Origin of the sequence: Leclercia sp. (assembly GCF_036780805.1) — a bacterium.
GTDB lineage: Bacteria > Pseudomonadota > Gammaproteobacteria > Enterobacterales > Enterobacteriaceae > Enterobacter.
Window position 1 is genome coordinate 36748 of the sequence record NZ_DAIQCE010000018.1, and the last position, 17586, is coordinate 54333.

The window sequence follows — 17586 nt, forward strand, 5'->3', positions numbered from 1 at the left end:
TTATTTCTATCTATTAAATTAGTTCGCTAACAACTCCCAGAATGCTTTATCACGCATCATGGATAACTTTTTATCTCCATCAATATAGAGACTAAAATGCTTATCCAGTTTACGAATCGTTTCCATCAACTGTTCTTGTTCCCCCTTATCATCTTTATTAAAGATAGCCTTAATATCGGCATTTTTAATTTCAGCGACACGGTGCACTACCCAAGTCAGAATGTAAGATCCATAATTGTTTTCCCCTGTTTTAAAGTGACTTAAGTCTTGAGTAGAAAGGATCACACCCACTCCATACTCACGCCCTTCTTTGAGTATTTTACGTAAACTAGGGAAATCCTGAGACATGAAGTTATCGGCCTCGTCCACCAAAATCATTTTGGTGATCTGTCGATAATCTCCATCAATCATGGGCTTGCCACGCTTTTGCATCTGCGAATAGAAAAGATCCAATGTTAGCGCAACAACCAAGTTTTGGATCTGTGGGGAATAGCCAGCAAGCTCAATTACCGTCACACCATCAAGCAACTCATAAAGGGAACTGACTGATTCCGGCGAGGTTTCGAAAATTTCGTAAGTTGCCAAAGAATCGAGCGCTGCATATAGAGAATCCTCTTCTACCTTTTCTTGTTCAAGGTAGAGATCCCATACTTGTGACAATGTTGGTGCGGGTCTTGACCAGGTTGTTTTATCGGATTTGCTAATCCCAGCTAGCTCATAAGCATCGAGGATCAATTTACGCAGTCGCAACTGCTGCTTTGGCCCCAATCCAAAAGCTTTGGCCAGTGTTTCAGCAAATCCAGTCGCTGTGTGCACAGGAAGCATCGGCATATCCCCATAAAGCGATAATGGGTTATAGGGAAGCCGGTGTAATCTTAGTCGTTTACTTTGATTGGCCTCGCTAAATGCGTCATCAACGTAATCTGACTTGTAATCGAAAATCAGCAGGCCAATAGTAGCGGAATTGACATTTTTTACCTGTTGACGCATTAATTGCGTTATCAATGATTTAGTAAATTGTGTCTTTCCGGTACCCATCGTACCGATAATGCCAGTATTCGTGTTCATAAAGCGGGCTGTATTCGTCGGCTCCCAGTAAAGTGGAGTTTGCCCCATACCTATAGTTTTATGGCCAAACAAAATACGCAGCGGTTCTGTGGAGCTAATCACAGTATTTTCAACATCAATAGTCTCATCGTCAGGTTCTTCATCATCCTCACCTTTTTCCCCAGCCTTCAAAAGATATTTTTTATCTATATGACAGGCGGTTACCAATTGGTCTAAAGATTCTCCAACCGATGCCTGAATTAAACTCGTCAGCAGGGCATAAGGTAACTCAATCTGCAATATCCCACTTTCAGTCATCTTATATTGAGGTACGAAAAAACTCTCACTATTAATATGGGCAACAACAAAACCCTCAGCATAATCTGGCACCTTCGCCAAAGAATACTCGCCTTTCAACCACCATTCGCGACTGGACATCAAACAAGTTAAGTATTCAGGATTCATTACCTGATAAAGGCAGAGCTTATCGACCTGCATCAGAACCTGACGAATGAAAAGACCACGATACAGACGAGATGCGAGTGTATTCGGCCCCAATACTTCTTCAGTCAAATAGCGCTTTAACTCTAGTGCCTGCTGACCGGCATAATTGAAATCGGGTTTAACTCCAGTTTTAACTTCAAGAGGAAGTAAATAAAGTTCCTTCCCCTTAAAGCCGACAAATAGTACGTCATCCGAAATAGCCCCTTTGCGATAGCCATGCACATGGCGAGAAAACTCGCTATCGCTCATTTTGAGGCCTACATTGCCAGAAACACGGATCATCTCAGCTACTGACAATGGCACCCAGCAAATATCAGATTGATGTAGCAAAGTAGAAATAAATTTATAAGCGCCAATTATTCCATTTTTATCCTTCCTCTCTTTATCATTTGATGTGAGCATTTTAAGTAGCCACTCACCATTGAAGGCGTTGAATTCAGAGAGTAAAGAGTCACCCTTACCATGCCCCTCTTTTTGCAGCAAACGTTTAAAGAGATCAACTTGTTTAGTTACAGTAATAGCGTCATACCCTGAGGCACTGGTGTACTGATCCGAGTAGTGGATAAGCACAACATCTTGCTGGCTGGTGAAAAAGTCGAGAGTAACTTTTGGATCGATTATGGTGGTCCAGAGGGCACTATCGTAAGACCGCGTTAACAGTTCCTTGAAATCAGCGCTGACTGCAAGCCCCAGACTCGTTTCAAGATATTGAGCATTACTCTGGCTGGCCGGCTGCCATAAATTTCCCAACATACGTGCCAGACGAAGAGATTGTGAGGATTGATAATTAACACCACGCAGACCAAATGCGGTGAAATAAGCGCCACCTTGCGTCTCTGCTGCCTCACCAGCGATCAGTCCATCACAAAGGACGCCGCTAAGACTTTCATCGATCTTGATAGGACGGCATTCTACTGGGTCCTGATTACGGAAAAAGGCAAGATGGGCATAGGCAAAGCTACTATTTGCATTAGGTAGAGTGAACTTACTATAAGTCAGTCGGCTGCGGATAATGTCGATAAGCATATCAGCTTCAGCCCGTAAAGCTGCGGTATTAAGACCGAGCCAAATCTTCAAATCATCATAAGCGGCTGTTTCTGCGAAGCGATCAAAGTCGTTATATTGGATCTTTTCGTCATAGAAATTGACATGAATGGCGATTGCATGTTCTTTATGAATCTTAAAATGTTCAATAAGCCCTAAGAAAAATTCAGCTGCCGTCGCCTGATTAATGGCATTAACGATAAGGGTGCTTTTTTCACCAGCACTGAACAGACGGGCATAGGCTTGGGTAAACTCTTCTAACTTATCACGTACTAATCTTTTGATATAGCTATAGCTTTCCTGCTTCTGTGGCACCACATCAAGCCAAAAGCAGTTTTCACGTACAGGCAGAAGATGGGCATAACCTGAGTCATTATCATATACAAAAGGTAAAAGCCCAGAAGCAACTAGTCGCTCTCGAGTTACTTCAGGCAAATCTGCAAAACTGCTTTTACCATCCTCATTGCGATCCGCTTTTATAGCAGAAACTAACTGCTGATAATAAGATAATACCAAAGGATGAAGCGGACTTATTCTTTGCCAATCATCTTTTCGGCAGAGTCCTATGCGCATCAATTTTTTGTATTTTATATCTAATACAACATTAGTTGGAATTTCTAGTAAGATAGCCTCGTATGCATCCAACACGCTTTGCACCAGGCTGCAATAACTATCCCCCCAAGCAACTAAACTGGGCAGCGTATTGTTGCTATTCAGATAATCATACAGAGCACAATATGCATTATACAAGTTCGGAAATGCATTATTTATTTCCGAAAGAGCTAGAGTATCATCACCCAGACCGATATAAAGCACCTGGTCATCCAACATTGAAGCTTCAAAGTTCAGTAATTGCTGGCGTACTCCTACCACACCACTTTCGTTATTATCGAAAATGATCTTTCCTTTAGCACGCAGATATTCGGCATTGATATCATCTCTGAATAATTTACCAAAACGGTCTTGATCAAATAGTAAAGGTACGCATATGCTCTCATCAGCAGCAGGTCCTTCAATATTCACTGGTAAAACATATTCACCACTTTTCAAATCGAACTGAGTCTGCTCACTAAGCTCAACCAAAGCTTCAAAATCAACCCATCCCACACTATTACAATCAACCTCGTTGTCATCTTCACCAAGGTATACATATGACTGATGCATCGGGTTGATTCTTAATTTATTCTCTTCCAGCATCAGGGTTAGCCACTTTTTACCCGATTCAACCCGGAAACGATGCAGTACTTCATCAAAATAAAAATGGCCTTGTTCCACGATTAAACAGCGAAATTTGTACTCTTCAGAGCGATTATCTCGCTTGAGCTCAAGACTGAAGAAGGTAGGCTCTCCCGTAAAAGGTAAACTTGCTTTCGCCCAGCAACGTTTGCCGCCACTACGATTCACCGAGTACTTAATATGTTTACTAAGTACATTATTATGCATCAACTTGAATTGGCTTTCGTCCAGATCATTGCCAATGAATGTGAAAGAAAGAGCAAATTCACTCACCCCAGGTTGTAGCTGGATAATAATGCTAAGATCTCGTTCACCAGCTTTGCTTTGGCTTTTGGATCTTTTATGTAAAACACCGCTATCTACTACAATATCTTCCAGTATTAATTTTTGTGCTTTATTAGATTCAATTTCTTTTAAATAGACTTCAAAATCTAACTTACGCCAACTGTCATCTTTGAAATTCTGGCGGATAAATTTAGAACTAAATTCTTTTAGAACGCTTTCAAGTTGATCTACATCGTAATGTTCGACTGAATCTTCAATTTCACGGCGTAATTTACGGTTAGATTGAAGACGTTTACTTATTTGTGCCTTGTTACAGCTCCAGCTCAAAATGGCAGGATCATCAAATAACTGAAGTTCATCAAAATCAAGTTCACCATCTTCAGCCAAAGCACTAAAGAGAGGAGCAAAACCAAAAACTGTCGCCCCTTCCGCCACGATCATCGCCAATTGCTCATCAAGTAAACAAGCCGACAGCTCTTTGTGTCCGCTATTGATATCAATAAGGTCTGCTAAGCGTTGAGAAAGACTGTCTGGGTGCCAAACTGAATTTTTTGCCCCAAGATCAAAAGCACTGTTGATCAAAGTATCAAGCATACTGTTATGGATGATAAGTAACGCTGTCTTTTCGAACTCACCGCTACGCCCAGCCACAAGATCACGCAGCCTAGAAATATAGTTTTCGGTAAAACCGCCTTCATCACTATGTAGAACAGGCAGCACTTTAATTCCATTGCAAAGAATAAATGGCAACGCGAGACCATCATTTATAACAAGTGGTTCCTCCACTGTAAAATCGATCAGCGCTTGATAAAGAGCCGATCCGTTTGCAGCGCTAGGTGATTTAAATTGGTAACGGGAGCCAGCTTGAATATGCTCAGTGACCCACTCGATAAAATGCTCAACCAGAAAATGTTCAAAGGGTCTTACGGACATATACTGCATCTCCACTATCACTCATTCGTTCAACATTGCCCATGCGTTCATAGAAACTTACCAACACTTGCAAGGATTGGTTATCAAGATAAAAACCACGTTGCTCAAAACCTTTGCGTAATTCATGCAAACGAAGCTTGTCTGCCTTACCAATTGTCAAATTAGTAAGCAGGAGTATCTGGTCTTGATTCAGAACCAGTGTACGCCCCGCATTTCCACGTACCTGCACAAAATCACTAAAAATTCTCTTATGGACTTCTTTTATATAATTCTTATTTATACCAGAACGAGTTGTTTTAGGATCACGAAATTGCTCAAGAGCTAATTCTTTAAGTTGTTCAAAGGCAGCTTCAACACTGCTCACTGGCAATCGAGGAGTAAGCTTTCGCATGCCGATGAAATCTTGTAAATATTTATTAAAATCCTCAAGTAATTTAGCATGATTATCATATTTTAAACAATCTTGATAAACCTGCCACAAAGGCCTTTTCTTATTAGAATCATTAAATTGAAATACATCGAGAGCTGATAGCAACGGAAAGACCCGATCTGAAGCAGCGGCTAGCAGTTTATACCCTGAACGTTTCACCGAAGTGCGTTCTGAGCTTGCTTTTTCCGAATCTAAAATGAAATATAAGCGTTTACTTTTTGGTTCATTTTGCCAATCAGTGACATTCAACGCCAACTGAGCACAGTAGGAAAAAGAATATAATTTAAGCGTTCCTGGCAATGCCTGTAAAAGATATTGTGGATGTGAAGCTAAAAATATAACATCTTCTTTAAACGTTTTATTTAAAAATGGTAAATAAGGTTGCTCATCATTTTGAACACCACTACCTGGTTTCAGCTTAGATGTTAAGACAGACAATAATTCTTTTTCAACAAAATTGAGACTATCTTCAAGCGGTTCTTCTAGAAAGAAGTCACCTAAAAGGCCAGAAAATAATTTACATAATCTTAAATCTTGGGCCGCAAGATCAGCACGGCCGTTTTGTTTCCCCTTAGCCTTGAACAGCAAGAAAAGAGGAGAGATTTTGAATAAGGAATCATTTGATAAATAAGTTCTTTCAAGTACAGGCCAAAATTCAGGAGCATCAAGTTTTTTTGTGAATACCGATTTACAATCTTCTTTAAATTGCTCGAATTCATATGTAGTAATATGCTGACGCAAGGCAAGACTTAATACAACTCCCGTCACAGTTTCCCAATCAAATTCATTACCTTTATTGCGAACAGGCCAATAGTTTGTAACCTTATTGTTGGCGACTGGGGTTAATCCAGCAGGGATGGGGTAATGAGACATTCTTAAATTTCTCCCTCTACAATAATTTTTTTGCCATCGGCTTCTACACGATAACTTTTGCCGCCCTCGTAATAGTTTAGAACGTTACTTTTCTTCGCAACAGCACGTATCTGATCAATCATTTCATCAAGCAAGATAATTGCATTTTTATCATACTTATTTGGTCTATAGCCCTTATTGAGCTTACATAGAAGTTCAAATAAATTCAGATTTATACTCATTGGTTTAAGAGGCTGGTCATCAACTTTAAGATAAGCGCTGAAATAATCGTTTTTTTGTACATGCTTTAACTGTATAGCATCGTAATCTGCTTTTAGTGTAACAGGTGCAGTAACATGACATTGCCCAAATTGACCCAGCGATAATTCTCGCATTGAAAGTCCAGAGGCAGTACGATTTGCATAAGCGAAAACGGCAGGAATGAGTTCCCTAACGTAAAAGTTACGCAACTCTTGTTGGTTTTCGCTATTTCCAAGGTACTGGCTATGTTGCAGCCATACTGATGAATAATAGTCGAGCAAACGCTCTTCAAAATCTTTTTTAAACTGATGGTGATAGTTATTACCTAATTCACAATCTTTTATCAAATAAAAAAGGCGTAATAAAGAAGCCGCTTGCCCCGAGGTTTCCCGAGGCGTAGCAAATGTAACACCAATAGTAGTTAACTCAGTCATAAATGTATCCAGTTCAACGTCTGGTAACTTCAATTCATAACGAAGAACAAACTGGTCTATAATCTGAGTATGTATTAAAGCAGGATCAAATTCAGCAATACGTTGAATTAGCTCATTATCTTTTGCGAGGTACAAGTTATCAAAGAGATAATTATCCCCGACTAAAAGTTGATACAGCAAGTCTAACAAAGCTCGAGTAGTAATGAACTGATCTTTAATCAATCGTGTTTTGAACAAGGTAGTTATAATGATTTCTTGTACCTGTTCATTAGCAAGCAATCTGAAATTAGTAGTGATATGAGTGTCACGTTTACGGAGCTCATCGCCACGAGCGATCATATGAAATAAATTTTCTTCTATTGGTTGCGTCAGCTGTTTAAACAATTTTCGCATAAAGCTCGAATAGCTTCCCCCACTGTCGTGAAAGCGGAACTTGGGGTATGATTCAAAATCCAGAAAATGATAATGGCCTACTGAACGAATCCCGCCATCCAAGAAGCGTTCGATCACAGATCGTAAATCACTGTGTCTCTCCGCCCCCTCTTTTGCGAAGTTAGCCAGCATGCCAATATTGATGCCGACAACTAGGGGGGGATGACCTTCTCCGGCTCGATCAAAGAGCTCATTCAATGCTTCAATAGCGGACTGATCGGGTGAAAAGCTATGTGTTGCATCTAAATGAAAAGTATACCGATTTTTATACTTTTCGTAGTATCTGGATAATATTTCCGATTTGCCATCGCCACTACTACCACACAAAAACACACATTCACCTGGTTGCAGCGTGCTCAGCCGCCCCCTGAAATCACTTTCGATTTCAGGTTCGACGTAGAGATAGTCTTTGAGGTCATCGTAAATATCACGAGGACGATCGGTGGTTGTTTTTACCGAAAAAGATGAAGATTTTGCTAAGACCCCAAGGGCCTTTCTAAGAGGGATTGAACTCACAATGTGGCCTTATTATTTACATATTACTCGATAATAATTCATCGAATATATGCGTGACTACAAGAATAAAAAGTCATCTTCCGACTCCTTGACCTTAGTCATACTTCACATTCATTGAAGAAATCCAGATACAACCAAGCACGAATATAGACGAGACATACTCTCTCACCTTATCGATATGACTAACAGCCAGAGTATGGGTTTGTAAGAATGCAAAACTTAGAAAGTTGATGCAACTACCAAATTCCAGACACAAAAAAAGCCGCCCTTAAGCGACTTAATTTTTGCATCTTTTGGTGCCGAAGGCCGGACTCGAACCGGCACGTATTTCTACGGTTGATTTTGAATCAACTGCGTCTACCGATTTCGCCACTTCGGCACTGAAGGGGATGCGGAAACGTTGTGGATTATACCTGTCGCGCGCCGCCATGCAAGCGGCGACGCGCTAAACCGCGCTAAGTGCCCAAAAAACCAGCGCCGCCCTCAATCCTGCTCGGTCACCGCCATCCGAATCACCCTCGCCGCCTTCTGCTGCGGCAGTGCCAACACCTTCCCCCACATCGCCTGCACCATGTCGCAGGTGAGCTTCTCTTTGCCCACCGCGTTCTCCGGCATCACCAGCAGCTGAATATCCTGCCCGTAGTCATCAGCCAGCGCGTCCATAATCGGCCTCACATCCTCCACCGCGGCAGCATGTTCCTCCGGGGTCACGGTGTGGCGATCTTTACCCCAGCCCGCGCGCATCATGTCGGCATCGGCCTGCAGGCGGCGCTGCATCATATCTTTATCCAGCACCCGCATCGGATTGACGCCGCCCTTCACGGCAGGGAATAAGAAGCGGAAACAGGCATCGTCACTCACCTTCTGAATGGCGGCGGTCTGCTCCATGTTGATCGTCATCCAGGCCACCGCATTGGCGTCGGGGGCATATTGCAGGCGCGACATCTGTAGCTCGAGGATCTGCGGCTGGACCACGTCGATGATCTCCTGCTCAGACTCCCCCGCGTTCTGCATGGTGAGGATCTGCTCGCGGATGCGTGCCACAAATCGGGGGTCCTGCTCTTTCAGCACCTGCCAGGAGGGCATGGCGTTAAGGACGGTATCAAGTCGATGTTCGGGGGTGTTTTGCTGACGCTGCTTGTCGTAATAAACCCAGAATGCCACCGCGGCGGAGATCACCGCTACCACTGCTATACGAGTCCACGCTCTTCTCATCGTTACGCATCCTTGATCCTTTAGCTATGCCGGTTTACACCGGCACGCCGCTATGGAAGCGAAACGCATTGTCCGGTGATGAGATCAGTGTGGCTTCTATTTCGCCAAAAAGCTGTATGCGGGGAGAGATATCGTTGTCGCTGACCTGTTGGGCAAGCGTCAGATAGTCCTGATAGTGCCGCGCCTCAGAGCGCAGCAGCGACAGGTAAAACTTCTGCAAATCGTCATCGAGGAACGGGGCCAGCGCGGCAAAGCGTTCGCAGGAGCGCGCTTCGATATAGGCGCCGCAGATCAGCTTGTCGATGAGCGTCAGCGGCTCGTGGGTACGCACGGCGGTCAGCATCCCTTTGGCGTAGCGGCTGGCGGTGATTTTGACGTAGGGGATGTTGCGGGACAGCATCGCCTCGCGCACCTGCCAGAAGTGGTGCAGCTCCTCTTTAATCAGCAGCACCATGCGGTCGATAAGCGCCTGACTCCAGGGGTCGTCGGTCTTCGGCATCACGCTTTTGCCAATCTGCTTATGCAGGGCGACAAAATCAGGTTCCGGGCCTTCGCGGAAGGTAAAAGCTTCGTAGGGCTTGAGCCACTCGAGCAGCGCGTCGGCCCCGCTCTCGTCGGCAACGTATTTTCGCACTAATAACAGCGCGGTCTGGGCGGCTTTGAGTTCGCACACCATATGGTCGGTGAGCAGCAGCGGCAGGTTAGCCGGGTCGCGGGCTTTATCAATCCATGCTTGCGGGGTCGGGCACTGGAGGAAGTTTAAAACAGGGGCGAGTATCTGCGGGTAATCCATTTTCTGCCTTAAAATAGCGGCAGCCGAAGCTGCCGCGATAACACTTAGTGACGCACGCCGTCGTCGTCTTCATCAACGAAATCTTCGTCGTCGTCTTCGTCACCCTCTTCGCCGTTCGGATCTTCGAAGTAGGTGCCCCAGCCGTCGTATTCCACTTCAAAACGTTCGGCCAGGTCCATCAGCTGTTCAACCTGGGCGTCGATCAGCTCGGCCTTCAGCGCGCCTTCGCTCAGGATGTCGCAGCAGATGACGGTGTCGCCCTCTTCCACTTCCAGCTCTTCTGGCTCGGTCACTTCGTAACCCAGACGGAAGGCTTCAACCGCCAGCTTTTCCAGCGCTTCGAAATCATCCGCAGAGAAATGGTGCTCGATGGTGTACAGCGCATCCGGATCGCTGCCGTCTTCCAGCAGTTCTTCAATAATCAGTCGCGTCTCTTCGCGCTGTTCTTCCAGCAGTTCTGGGTTTGCCATGGCTCGTTCCTCTTTAAAGTGCGGCAGATACTTCTATTTTCACACACGGATGTGTTTGCCTCCACCTTTGTAAGAAAGATTTGTGAAACGGGGTTGCAAGTGAATATTGATACAGATAAAGTGAATTTTAATTCAATAAGTGGCCTTTGCCATGTGAGGATAAAATGTCTGAACTGTATAAAAAACACTTCCTGAAATTGCTCGATTTTACCCCTGCACAGCTCACCTCCCTGCTTGCCCTCTCGGCACAGCTGAAATCCGATAAGAAAAAAGGGACTGAAGTACAGAAGCTTACTGGCAAAAACATCGCGCTCATCTTCGAAAAAGACTCAACTCGCACCCGATGCTCTTTCGAAGTTGCCGCATTTGACCAGGGCGCACGCGTCACTTATCTCGGGCCGAGCGGCAGCCAGATTGGGCATAAAGAATCAATTAAAGATACCGCCCGCGTGCTGGGCCGGATGTACGACGGCATCCAGTATCGTGGACATGGACAAGAAGTGGTCGAAACCCTGGCGGAATTTGCCGGCGTGCCGGTGTGGAACGGGCTGACCAACGAGTTCCATCCGACCCAGCTGCTGGCGGACCTGCTCACCATGCAGGAGCATCTGCCGGGCAAGGCCTTCAACGAGATGGTGCTGGTCTATACTGGCGACGCGCGTAACAACATGGGCAACTCGATGCTGGAAGCGGCGGCGCTCACCGGGCTGGATCTGCGTCTGGTGGCCCCGAAAGCCTGCTGGCCGGAAGAGAGTCTGGTGGCGGAGTGCAGCGCTCTGGCAGAGAAGAACGGCGGCAAAATCACCCTCACCGAAGATGTGGCCGCGGGCGTGAAGGGCGCAGACTTTATCTATACCGACGTGTGGGTGTCGATGGGCGAAGCCAAAGAGAAGTGGGCGGAGCGCATTGCGCTGCTGCGTGGCTATCAGGTAAACAGCCAGATGATGGCGCTGACCGGTAACCCGGACGTGAAGTTCCTGCACTGTCTGCCAGCGTTCCACGACGACCAGACCACGCTGGGCAAGCAGATGGCGAAGGAGTTCGATCTGCACGGCGGGATGGAAGTGACGGACGAGGTATTTGAGTCGGCGGCCAGCGTGGTATTTGATCAGGCAGAGAACCGCATGCACACCATTAAAGCGGTGATGGTCGCCACCCTGGGTGAATAACGCCTGCTTTTAAAATGACGGGAGGGTTATCGCCCTCCTGCTCTTCATATTATCCGTTCGGGATATTATCTAATTGCCGCACCCGCACCTTGCCGTAGGGGCATTTTTTAAAAATACATTTTGTCGGGGCATCGCACGTCGTGCTTTCCGGTTCCCGATGGCCGGGGCAGCTGGACATCTTGTGCATCACGCGCCACAGGGTGTGGCTGTATTTATCGATTTGCAGAATATTAATATCGCATGGCTCGTCGTTAATAAATAAACGATTATAAATGACCTTTATCCGATCGCCGGGTTTAAAAAGCTGTTCGCCGTTATACCACAGAATATATTTATGATTATGCTGAGTCAGAATTTTTGAAAATAACGTCCCGGTGGCCGGACTGGCAATAGTGCCTAAAGAAACCCAAGTTTTAGAAGCAGTCATCAAAATACCTTTTAAACGAGCCATAAAAAATGCGGAAAGCCATACGGTTAATGAGTGTAAAAGAACAATGAAAATGTGAGTAATAGGCGCAGCCTATCTTTTTAATCAGAATCCATAAGCATCAGATATGACTTAAGTCAAATTTCATCGCCTTTATTGCCCATGCCGATATTGAGATCGGCTGAGGCTCCAGCTCCCGGGTCGATTGATTTTTCAGCGTAAACAGGGTACGTTTTGCCCTTAATTCCTGCGCGGATGTGCCGATCTTATGCCTATTATTCAATCTGTTGAACGTGCCTTACAGATCCTCGATCTGTTTAACGAACAGGCGACGGAACTCAAAATCACCGACATCAGTAAACAGATGGGCCTGAGCAAGAGCACCCTTCACTCGCTGCTTAAAACCCTGCAGCTGCACGGCTATATCGATCAGAATCCGGAGAACGGTAAATATCGCCCGGGCATGAAGCTGGTCGAGCGCGGTCACTTCGTGGTGAGTACCATGGATATTCGCCAGAAGGCGAAGCACTGGCTGACGGAGCTGTCGGAGCGCACCGGGCAGACCACCCATCTGGGCATTCTGGACGGGCGCGAAGGGGTCTATATCGAGAAGATTGAAGGCAAGCTGGCGGCCATCGCCTACTCGCGCATTGGCCGTCGCCTGCCGGTGCATGCCACCGCCATCGGCAAAGTGCTGATCGCCTGGCTGAGCGATGCCGAGCTGAACACCCTGCTGGAGGGTTATCAGTACACCACCTTTACTCCCGCGACCCTGGCCTCACGCGAGGCGCTGCTGGCCGCGCTGGCGCAAACCCGCGAGCAGGGTTATGCCCTCGACAGCGAAGAGAACGAGCAGGGGGTGCGCTGCGTGTCGGTCCCGGTGCGCAACCATGAATCCCGGGTGATCGCCGCCCTGAGCCTGTCGACCCTGACCTCCCGCGTCAGCGATGAGGAGCTGACCCACTTCCGCGAGCAGCTGCAGGAGGCCGGGCGCCAGCTCTCACGCGCCCTGGGCTACCCGGCCTGAGCCGTTATACCGGCTCGTAGGTGAAGTAGTCGAAGTCGGCGTGGCAGCCGTCGCCGCTGATGTCCTCGCAGTGCAGCCCGACAAACGCGCCGGTAAAGAAGCCACGCCCGCCGATATAGTCATCTGACAGTTTCCACGCCTCGTACGTGACCGGCACGGTGTGCCACGTCTCGCCGTCAAACGAGTAGCTGTAGCGGTAGACCAGCTTATCCACGTCCACGCGCAGCCAGATGCTCTCTGCGCTCTCCGGCACCGGGATGGGCTGCTCGTGCAGCGGCCACGACGGCACGTTGTGATCCAGCTGGATCACCTTAATGGTTCTGCCCTGCCCCTCCTCGTAATCGACAAAGCAGTAACTCCAGTTTTTGCTGTTGTAGTAGCAGGTCAGGCCCGCGCTCTGCTGGAAGTGACGGGGCGCGAACGCCATTCGCGTTTCGGCGCGGAAGGCAAAGTGCTGCCAGCGGCGCGCCACGGTGGACTGGGTAAAGGTCGAGTTGAGGGAGTCGTTGCCGTACAGGCGTAAAAAGCCCGGACGAACGCGCAGGGAGCCGAGGCTATCGTCGAACGGAATGCGCAGGGTTTGCAGCTCCGGGTCGAGGCGCTCGCCGTCGAAATCGTCCCGCCAGTCGGGCTGCGCCACGGATGCGCTCTCGATCATCTGCGGGCCTGGCACCCTCAGCTGGGCGTGTTTGCCCCCTTCCACGTACGGCCAGCCGTCGCGCCATTCGATGCGTGCGATCCCCGTTTCACGTCCCAGCGAGCAGTATCCGCGCCCGCCGGACGCCAGCAGCGGGATCCCCGGCAGACGCTGGGGGCGGCTGGTGAGATAAGCCATATACCACTCGCCGGTGTGGGTCTGGAGCAGCGAGCCGTGGCCGCTTTTTTGCAGCGGGTTCTCCGGCAGATGCCAGCTGGTCATCATGGAGACTTCCGGGTGCAGCTCATACGGGCCGTCCAGCGTTTTTGCGCGCAGCACCACCACCGCGTGCTCGTAGCTGGTGCCCCCTTCGGCGACCATTAAATAGTACCAGCCGTCTTTTTGGTAAATATGCGCCCCTTCGGTGTAGCCCAGCGGCGTGCCGGTGAAGAGGGTTTTACGCTCCGGCGACAGGGTACACGTCTGCGGATCATATTCCTGCATCACGATGGTGTTATGCGGGTTGCTGTGATGCCGTGGTCCCCATGGGCGATAGAGGTAGTATTTGCGGCCATCGTCGTCGTGGAACAGGGAGGGATCGAACCCACCGTTGCCCATCGGGATCGGCTCACTCCACGGGCCCTCGATGGAGGGGGCGGTCACCAGGAAGTTGCGCCCGTTTTTCCACGGCGAATCGACAATTTTCACATCGGTGTAGAGCAGCCAGAACTGCCCGTCGGCGTAGCTCAGGCACGGGGCCCAGATGCCGCCGGAATCCGGGTTACCCTTCATGTCCAGCATCGACACGCGATCCAGCGGGGTGCTCACCAGCCGCCAGTTTTTCAGGTCCCGGGAGTGGTAAATACGCACGCCGGGGAACCACTCAAAGGTCGAGGTGGCGATGTAGTAATCCTCGCCCTGACGGCACATCGACGGGTCCGGGTTGAAGCCGGTCAGAATCGGGTTGGTAATGGTGTACATAGTGCCTCCTTCTTAATGAGATGCCGCCGTCGCCGCGGCAGGGATATCTTCGCCCTGCGTCGCACGATGCTTAAGCAGCTGCTGGCTGATGGCTTCCACCCGCGCATCCGAGAGCTTATAGAACGACAGCATGGTGAACATGCCCACGTAGAGCACCACCGGCACCACGCAGAACAGAATTTTGATGGTGGTTAACACCTCCACCGGCTGGACGCTGTTACCGGCGGAGTAGTTGACGTACGCGAGGATCCACCCCACCACCGCGCCACCAATCGCCAGGCCGATCTTCAGGCTGAACAGATAGGTGGAGAACACCAGCCCGTCCAGACGGCGGCCGCTGCGGCTCTCTTCGTAATCCACCACGTCGGAGGCCATCAGCCACTGCAGCGGCGTGGTGGTGTTAAAGACAAACAGGAACAGGATGTTGAGGGCGAAGATCAGGGCCATATGTTCGGCCGGGGTGAAGAAAATCAGCAGGCTGATCAGGGAGTAGATGACGATAATCCACTTGAAGGCCTTCACGCGGTCAAAACGGCCCAGCAGGCGGGAGGAGCAGAGCGAGCCGAACATGGTGGCGATGCTGCCGTACAGCAGAAACTGGGTCGCCATTTCCGGATGGTCCATCACGTATTTCACGAAGTAGAGCGTCGCCCCGCCGCGCACCACGTTGGAACAGGTGGCCATCATCTTGAAGGCGCACATGATGCGCCACTGGCTGTTGCCGAGCAGCAGCTTGAGATCTTTTGATACCGACGATCCCGGCTGCACCTCAAAGGTGTAGCGCTCTTTGGTGGTGAAGAAGCAGACGTACAGCAGCACCACGCCGCAGAGCCCCAGCACGCACATCGCGCCAAAGTAGCCGAGCTGTTCGTTGCCTCTACCAATGATCCCCACCAGTGGCAGGGCAATGCCGCTGATCGCCAGCGATCCCGCCGCGGCGAGGAAGAAACGCCACGACTGCAGAGCATGGCGCTCTTTTGGATCGGCGGTGATCACCCCCGGCATGGCGCAGTAAGGCACGTTGACGAAGGTGTAGACCAGGGTCAGCAGGATGTAGGTGACGCAGGCGTAAAGTATTTTGCCGTTGGCGGAGAAATCCGGCGTGTAGAACGTCAGCATACAGACGATGCCAAACGGGATCGCCCCCCACAGCAGGAACGGGCGGAACTGGCCGTGACGGGTGCGGGTGCGGTCCACCAGCAGCCCCATCAGCGGGTCGGTGACCGCATCCAGCACGCGGGAGACTAAAAACAGCGTGCCCATGATCCCGGCGGAGAGGCCAAACACATCGGTGTAGAAATAGGCCAGCAGGAACATGGTCGCCTGCCAGACAAAGCCGCAGGCGGTATCACCCAGCCCGTAGCCAATTTTATCTTTCATGGTTAATTGCATCATCAGTAATACACCCTTATTTCGTGTGCTGAATTCACAACATTGTGTTAATAGAGTGTAATGAGCTGTTCAATTAACCAGCAATGGTCATATCTTATTTATGAATTACGTAATTTTGCTTTTGTGACACCACACGATATATTTTAAATCATTGTTTGTATTAACAAATTACAGACATGAAAAATCCGCCCGCGGAATATTTTCCGCAGACGGTTTTGCACAAGAAATAATTAAATGCCGAGCGCTTTTTTGCCGGCGTTTATTACCTCAATAATTTTATCGGTGTCATAAATACAGCCTTTCCAGGTTCCGCCGCTTACCGACTGTAATGCCGCCCACAGGCGGGTATCGTCGGGTAAAAAATCGTGGGCGTGCAGTTCCGGGTGCGGCTCACGACGCGCCAGCGCCATCGCGCCCTCCTCCGGGGTCAGCGCATTTTCCGGGGTGCCGATAAAGTTGACGCTGCCGGTCAGAGAAAGGCGATCCACCGCAATCTCGATGATGTCGTTATCGCGCAGTTTACCAATCGGCCCACCGGCCAGCGCTTCGGGCGCCACATGGCCAAAACAGGCCCCGGTGGAGACGCCCGAAAAGCGGGCATCGGTGATCAGCGATACCGTTTTCCCCCAGGAGACATGCTTGAGCGCCGAGGTCAGCTGGTAGGTCTCTTCCATCCCGGTGCCGGAGGGCCCGCCGCCGATCACCACCATGATGTCGCCCTGTTCGATCTCGCCGCTTTTGATCGCCTTGATCGCCCGGGCTTCCGAGACAAACACCCGCGCCCGGCCGGTGTGACGATAAACGCCATCCTCGCCCACCACCGACGGGTCGATGGCCGTGGCCTTGATCACCGATCCTTCCGGGGCGATGTTACCCACCGGGAACGCCACCGTGGAGGTGAGCCCGCGGGCTTTAGCGCGCTCCGGTGGCAGGATCACGTCGTCCGGATCGACGCCGTCCTGCTCGCGCAGGCACTGGCGGAAGCGCTCCCGGCGTTGCGAGGCCTGCCACCAGTCGAGGTTTTCCCCGACGGTCTGGCCGGTCACCGTCATGGCGTCCAGATGCAGCAGGCCGAGATCGCGCAGATGGAGCATCACCTCCGGCACGCCGCCCGCGAGGAACGCCCGCACCGTCGGGTGATAATCCGGCCCGTTCGGCAATACGCTGACCAGCCGCGGCACCTTCCGGTTGATCCGCGTCCAGTGCTCGACGTCCGGGATCGTGCAGCCCGCCGCGTGGGCGATGGCCGGGATATGCAGCAGCAGGTTGGTGGAGCCGCCGAACGCGGCATGGATCACCATCGCGTTCTCAATGGCTTTGTCGGTGAGGATATCGCGGGTGGTGATGCCGCGGTTGTCCAGCTCGACCACCGCCCGCGCGGACTGGCGGGAGATCTCCAGCCACACGTCCTGCCCCGACGGGGCCAGCGCCGAATGCGGCAGCGCCAGGCCCAGCGCTTCGGCCACCACCTGGGAGGTGCCTGAAGCGCTGGGCCTGGCGC

At 49.8% G+C, this 17586-nt stretch carries 13 protein-coding genes and 1 tRNA gene; 3 read left to right on the forward strand and 11 right to left on the reverse strand.

From position 1 onward, the window contains the following. Positions 1-18: 18 nt before the first annotated feature. From dptH to rraB, 7 genes are all read right to left on the reverse strand, one after another. Entirely contained in the window at positions 19-5049 is a 5031-nt protein-coding gene (gene dptH, locus V7Q49_RS22490; RefSeq protein WP_333855377.1) for a DNA phosphorothioation-dependent restriction protein DptH, read from the reverse strand. After that, on the reverse strand, positions 5030-6352 hold the full coding sequence (gene dptG / locus V7Q49_RS22495; protein ID WP_333855379.1) for a DNA phosphorothioation-dependent restriction protein DptG: 1323 nt from the start codon (positions 6350-6352) through the stop codon (positions 5030-5032). The genes dptH and dptG overlap by 20 nt, the downstream gene beginning before the upstream one ends. A 2-nt stretch (positions 6353-6354) precedes the next feature. Continuing rightward, positions 6355-7974: a DNA phosphorothioation-dependent restriction protein DptF gene (dptF, locus tag V7Q49_RS22500; RefSeq protein ID WP_333855381.1), complete on the reverse strand. Its 1620-nt coding sequence runs from the start codon at positions 7972-7974 to the stop codon at positions 6355-6357. Positions 7975-8268: 294 nt separating this feature from the next. After that, positions 8269-8353, reverse strand: a tRNA-Leu gene (locus V7Q49_RS22505). A 104-nt stretch (positions 8354-8457) separates the two neighbouring features. Continuing rightward, positions 8458-9189 (reverse strand): topoisomerase II, encoded by a 732-nt coding sequence (locus V7Q49_RS22510; RefSeq protein ID WP_333855383.1) that lies wholly within the window; start codon positions 9187-9189, stop codon positions 8458-8460. A 34-nt stretch (positions 9190-9223) separates the two neighbouring features. After that, positions 9224-9982 carry a tRNA isopentenyl-2-thiomethyl-A-37 hydroxylase MiaE gene (gene miaE / locus V7Q49_RS22515; RefSeq protein WP_333855386.1) on the reverse strand — a complete coding sequence of 253 codons (759 nt, stop codon included), beginning with the start codon at positions 9980-9982 and terminating at the stop codon, positions 9224-9226. Positions 9983-10026: 44 nt separating this feature from the next. Next, positions 10027-10452 carry a ribonuclease E inhibitor RraB gene (gene rraB / locus V7Q49_RS22520; protein ID WP_032616269.1) on the reverse strand — a complete coding sequence of 142 codons (426 nt, stop codon included), beginning with the start codon at positions 10450-10452 and terminating at the stop codon, positions 10027-10029. On the opposite strand from rraB, the gene argL reads away from it, so the two are divergent. Continuing rightward, positions 10342-10647: a putative translational regulatory protein ArgL gene (argL, locus tag V7Q49_RS23610; protein ID WP_442913093.1), complete on the forward strand. Its 306-nt coding sequence runs from the start codon at positions 10342-10344 to the stop codon at positions 10645-10647. The genes rraB and argL overlap by 111 nt on opposite strands. Beyond that, the gene (argF, locus tag V7Q49_RS22525; protein WP_333855390.1) at positions 10617-11621 is read left to right on the forward strand and encodes an ornithine carbamoyltransferase; all 1005 of its coding nucleotides are present in this window, start codon (positions 10617-10619) and stop codon (positions 11619-11621) included. Before argL ends, argF begins: the two co-directional genes overlap by 31 nt. Positions 11622-11670: 49 nt before the next feature. Here the strand turns inward: argF and V7Q49_RS22530 are convergent, their stop codons facing one another. Continuing rightward, a complete protein-coding gene (locus V7Q49_RS22530; protein ID WP_333855392.1) occupies positions 11671-12072 on the reverse strand; it encodes a hypothetical protein in 402 nt (133 codons plus the stop codon). 244 nt (positions 12073-12316) lie between these two features. Between V7Q49_RS22530 and V7Q49_RS22535 the strand changes: the two genes are divergently transcribed. Then, the gene (locus V7Q49_RS22535; protein WP_333855394.1) at positions 12317-13075 is read left to right on the forward strand and encodes an IclR family transcriptional regulator; all 759 of its coding nucleotides are present in this window, start codon (positions 12317-12319) and stop codon (positions 13073-13075) included. Positions 13076-13079: 4 nt separating this feature from the next. Here the strand turns inward: V7Q49_RS22535 and V7Q49_RS22540 are convergent, their stop codons facing one another. The 3 genes from V7Q49_RS22540 to V7Q49_RS22550 form a co-directional block, all read right to left on the reverse strand. Continuing rightward, entirely contained in the window at positions 13080-14693 is a 1614-nt protein-coding gene (locus V7Q49_RS22540; protein ID WP_333855396.1) for a glycoside hydrolase family 43 protein, read from the reverse strand. Between the two features lie 12 nt (positions 14694-14705). Further along, on the reverse strand, positions 14706-16088 hold the full coding sequence (locus tag V7Q49_RS22545) for an MFS transporter (RefSeq protein WP_333855398.1): 1383 nt from the start codon (positions 16086-16088) through the stop codon (positions 14706-14708). Positions 16089-16315: 227 nt separating this feature from the next. Then, positions 16316-17586: dihydroxy-acid dehydratase domain-containing protein (locus V7Q49_RS22550; protein ID WP_333855400.1), on the reverse strand; the 1271-nt coding region annotated here is incomplete at its 5' end.

What these genes read in the sequence shown, in the direction of transcription:
- miaE (WP_333855386.1), bottom strand. Translation starts at nt 9,982, where the DNA reads ATGGATTACCCGCAGATACTCGCCCCTGTTTTAAACTTCCTCCAGTGC.
- dptG (WP_333855379.1), bottom strand. Translation starts at nt 6,352, where the DNA reads ATGTCTCATTACCCCATCCCTGCTGGATTAACCCCAGTCGCCAACAAT.
- rraB (WP_032616269.1), bottom strand. Translation starts at nt 10,452, where the DNA reads ATGGCAAACCCAGAACTGCTGGAAGAACAGCGCGAAGAGACGCGACTG.
- V7Q49_RS22540 (WP_333855396.1), bottom strand. Translation starts at nt 14,693, where the DNA reads ATGTACACCATTACCAACCCGATTCTGACCGGCTTCAACCCGGACCCG.
- V7Q49_RS22510 (WP_333855383.1), bottom strand. Translation starts at nt 9,189, where the DNA reads ATGAGAAGAGCGTGGACTCGTATAGCAGTGGTAGCGGTGATCTCCGCC.
- dptH (WP_333855377.1), bottom strand. Translation starts at nt 5,049, where the DNA reads ATGTCCGTAAGACCCTTTGAACATTTTCTGGTTGAGCATTTTATCGAG.
- V7Q49_RS22545 (WP_333855398.1), bottom strand. Translation starts at nt 16,088, where the DNA reads ATGATGCAATTAACCATGAAAGATAAAATTGGCTACGGGCTGGGTGAT.
- V7Q49_RS22535 (WP_333855394.1), top strand. Translation starts at nt 12,317, where the DNA reads ATGCCTATTATTCAATCTGTTGAACGTGCCTTACAGATCCTCGATCTG.
- argF (WP_333855390.1), top strand. Translation starts at nt 10,617, where the DNA reads ATGTCTGAACTGTATAAAAAACACTTCCTGAAATTGCTCGATTTTACC.
- argL (WP_442913093.1), top strand. Translation starts at nt 10,342, where the DNA reads ATGGTGCTCGATGGTGTACAGCGCATCCGGATCGCTGCCGTCTTCCAG.
- V7Q49_RS22530 (WP_333855392.1), bottom strand. Translation starts at nt 12,072, where the DNA reads ATGGCTCGTTTAAAAGGTATTTTGATGACTGCTTCTAAAACTTGGGTT.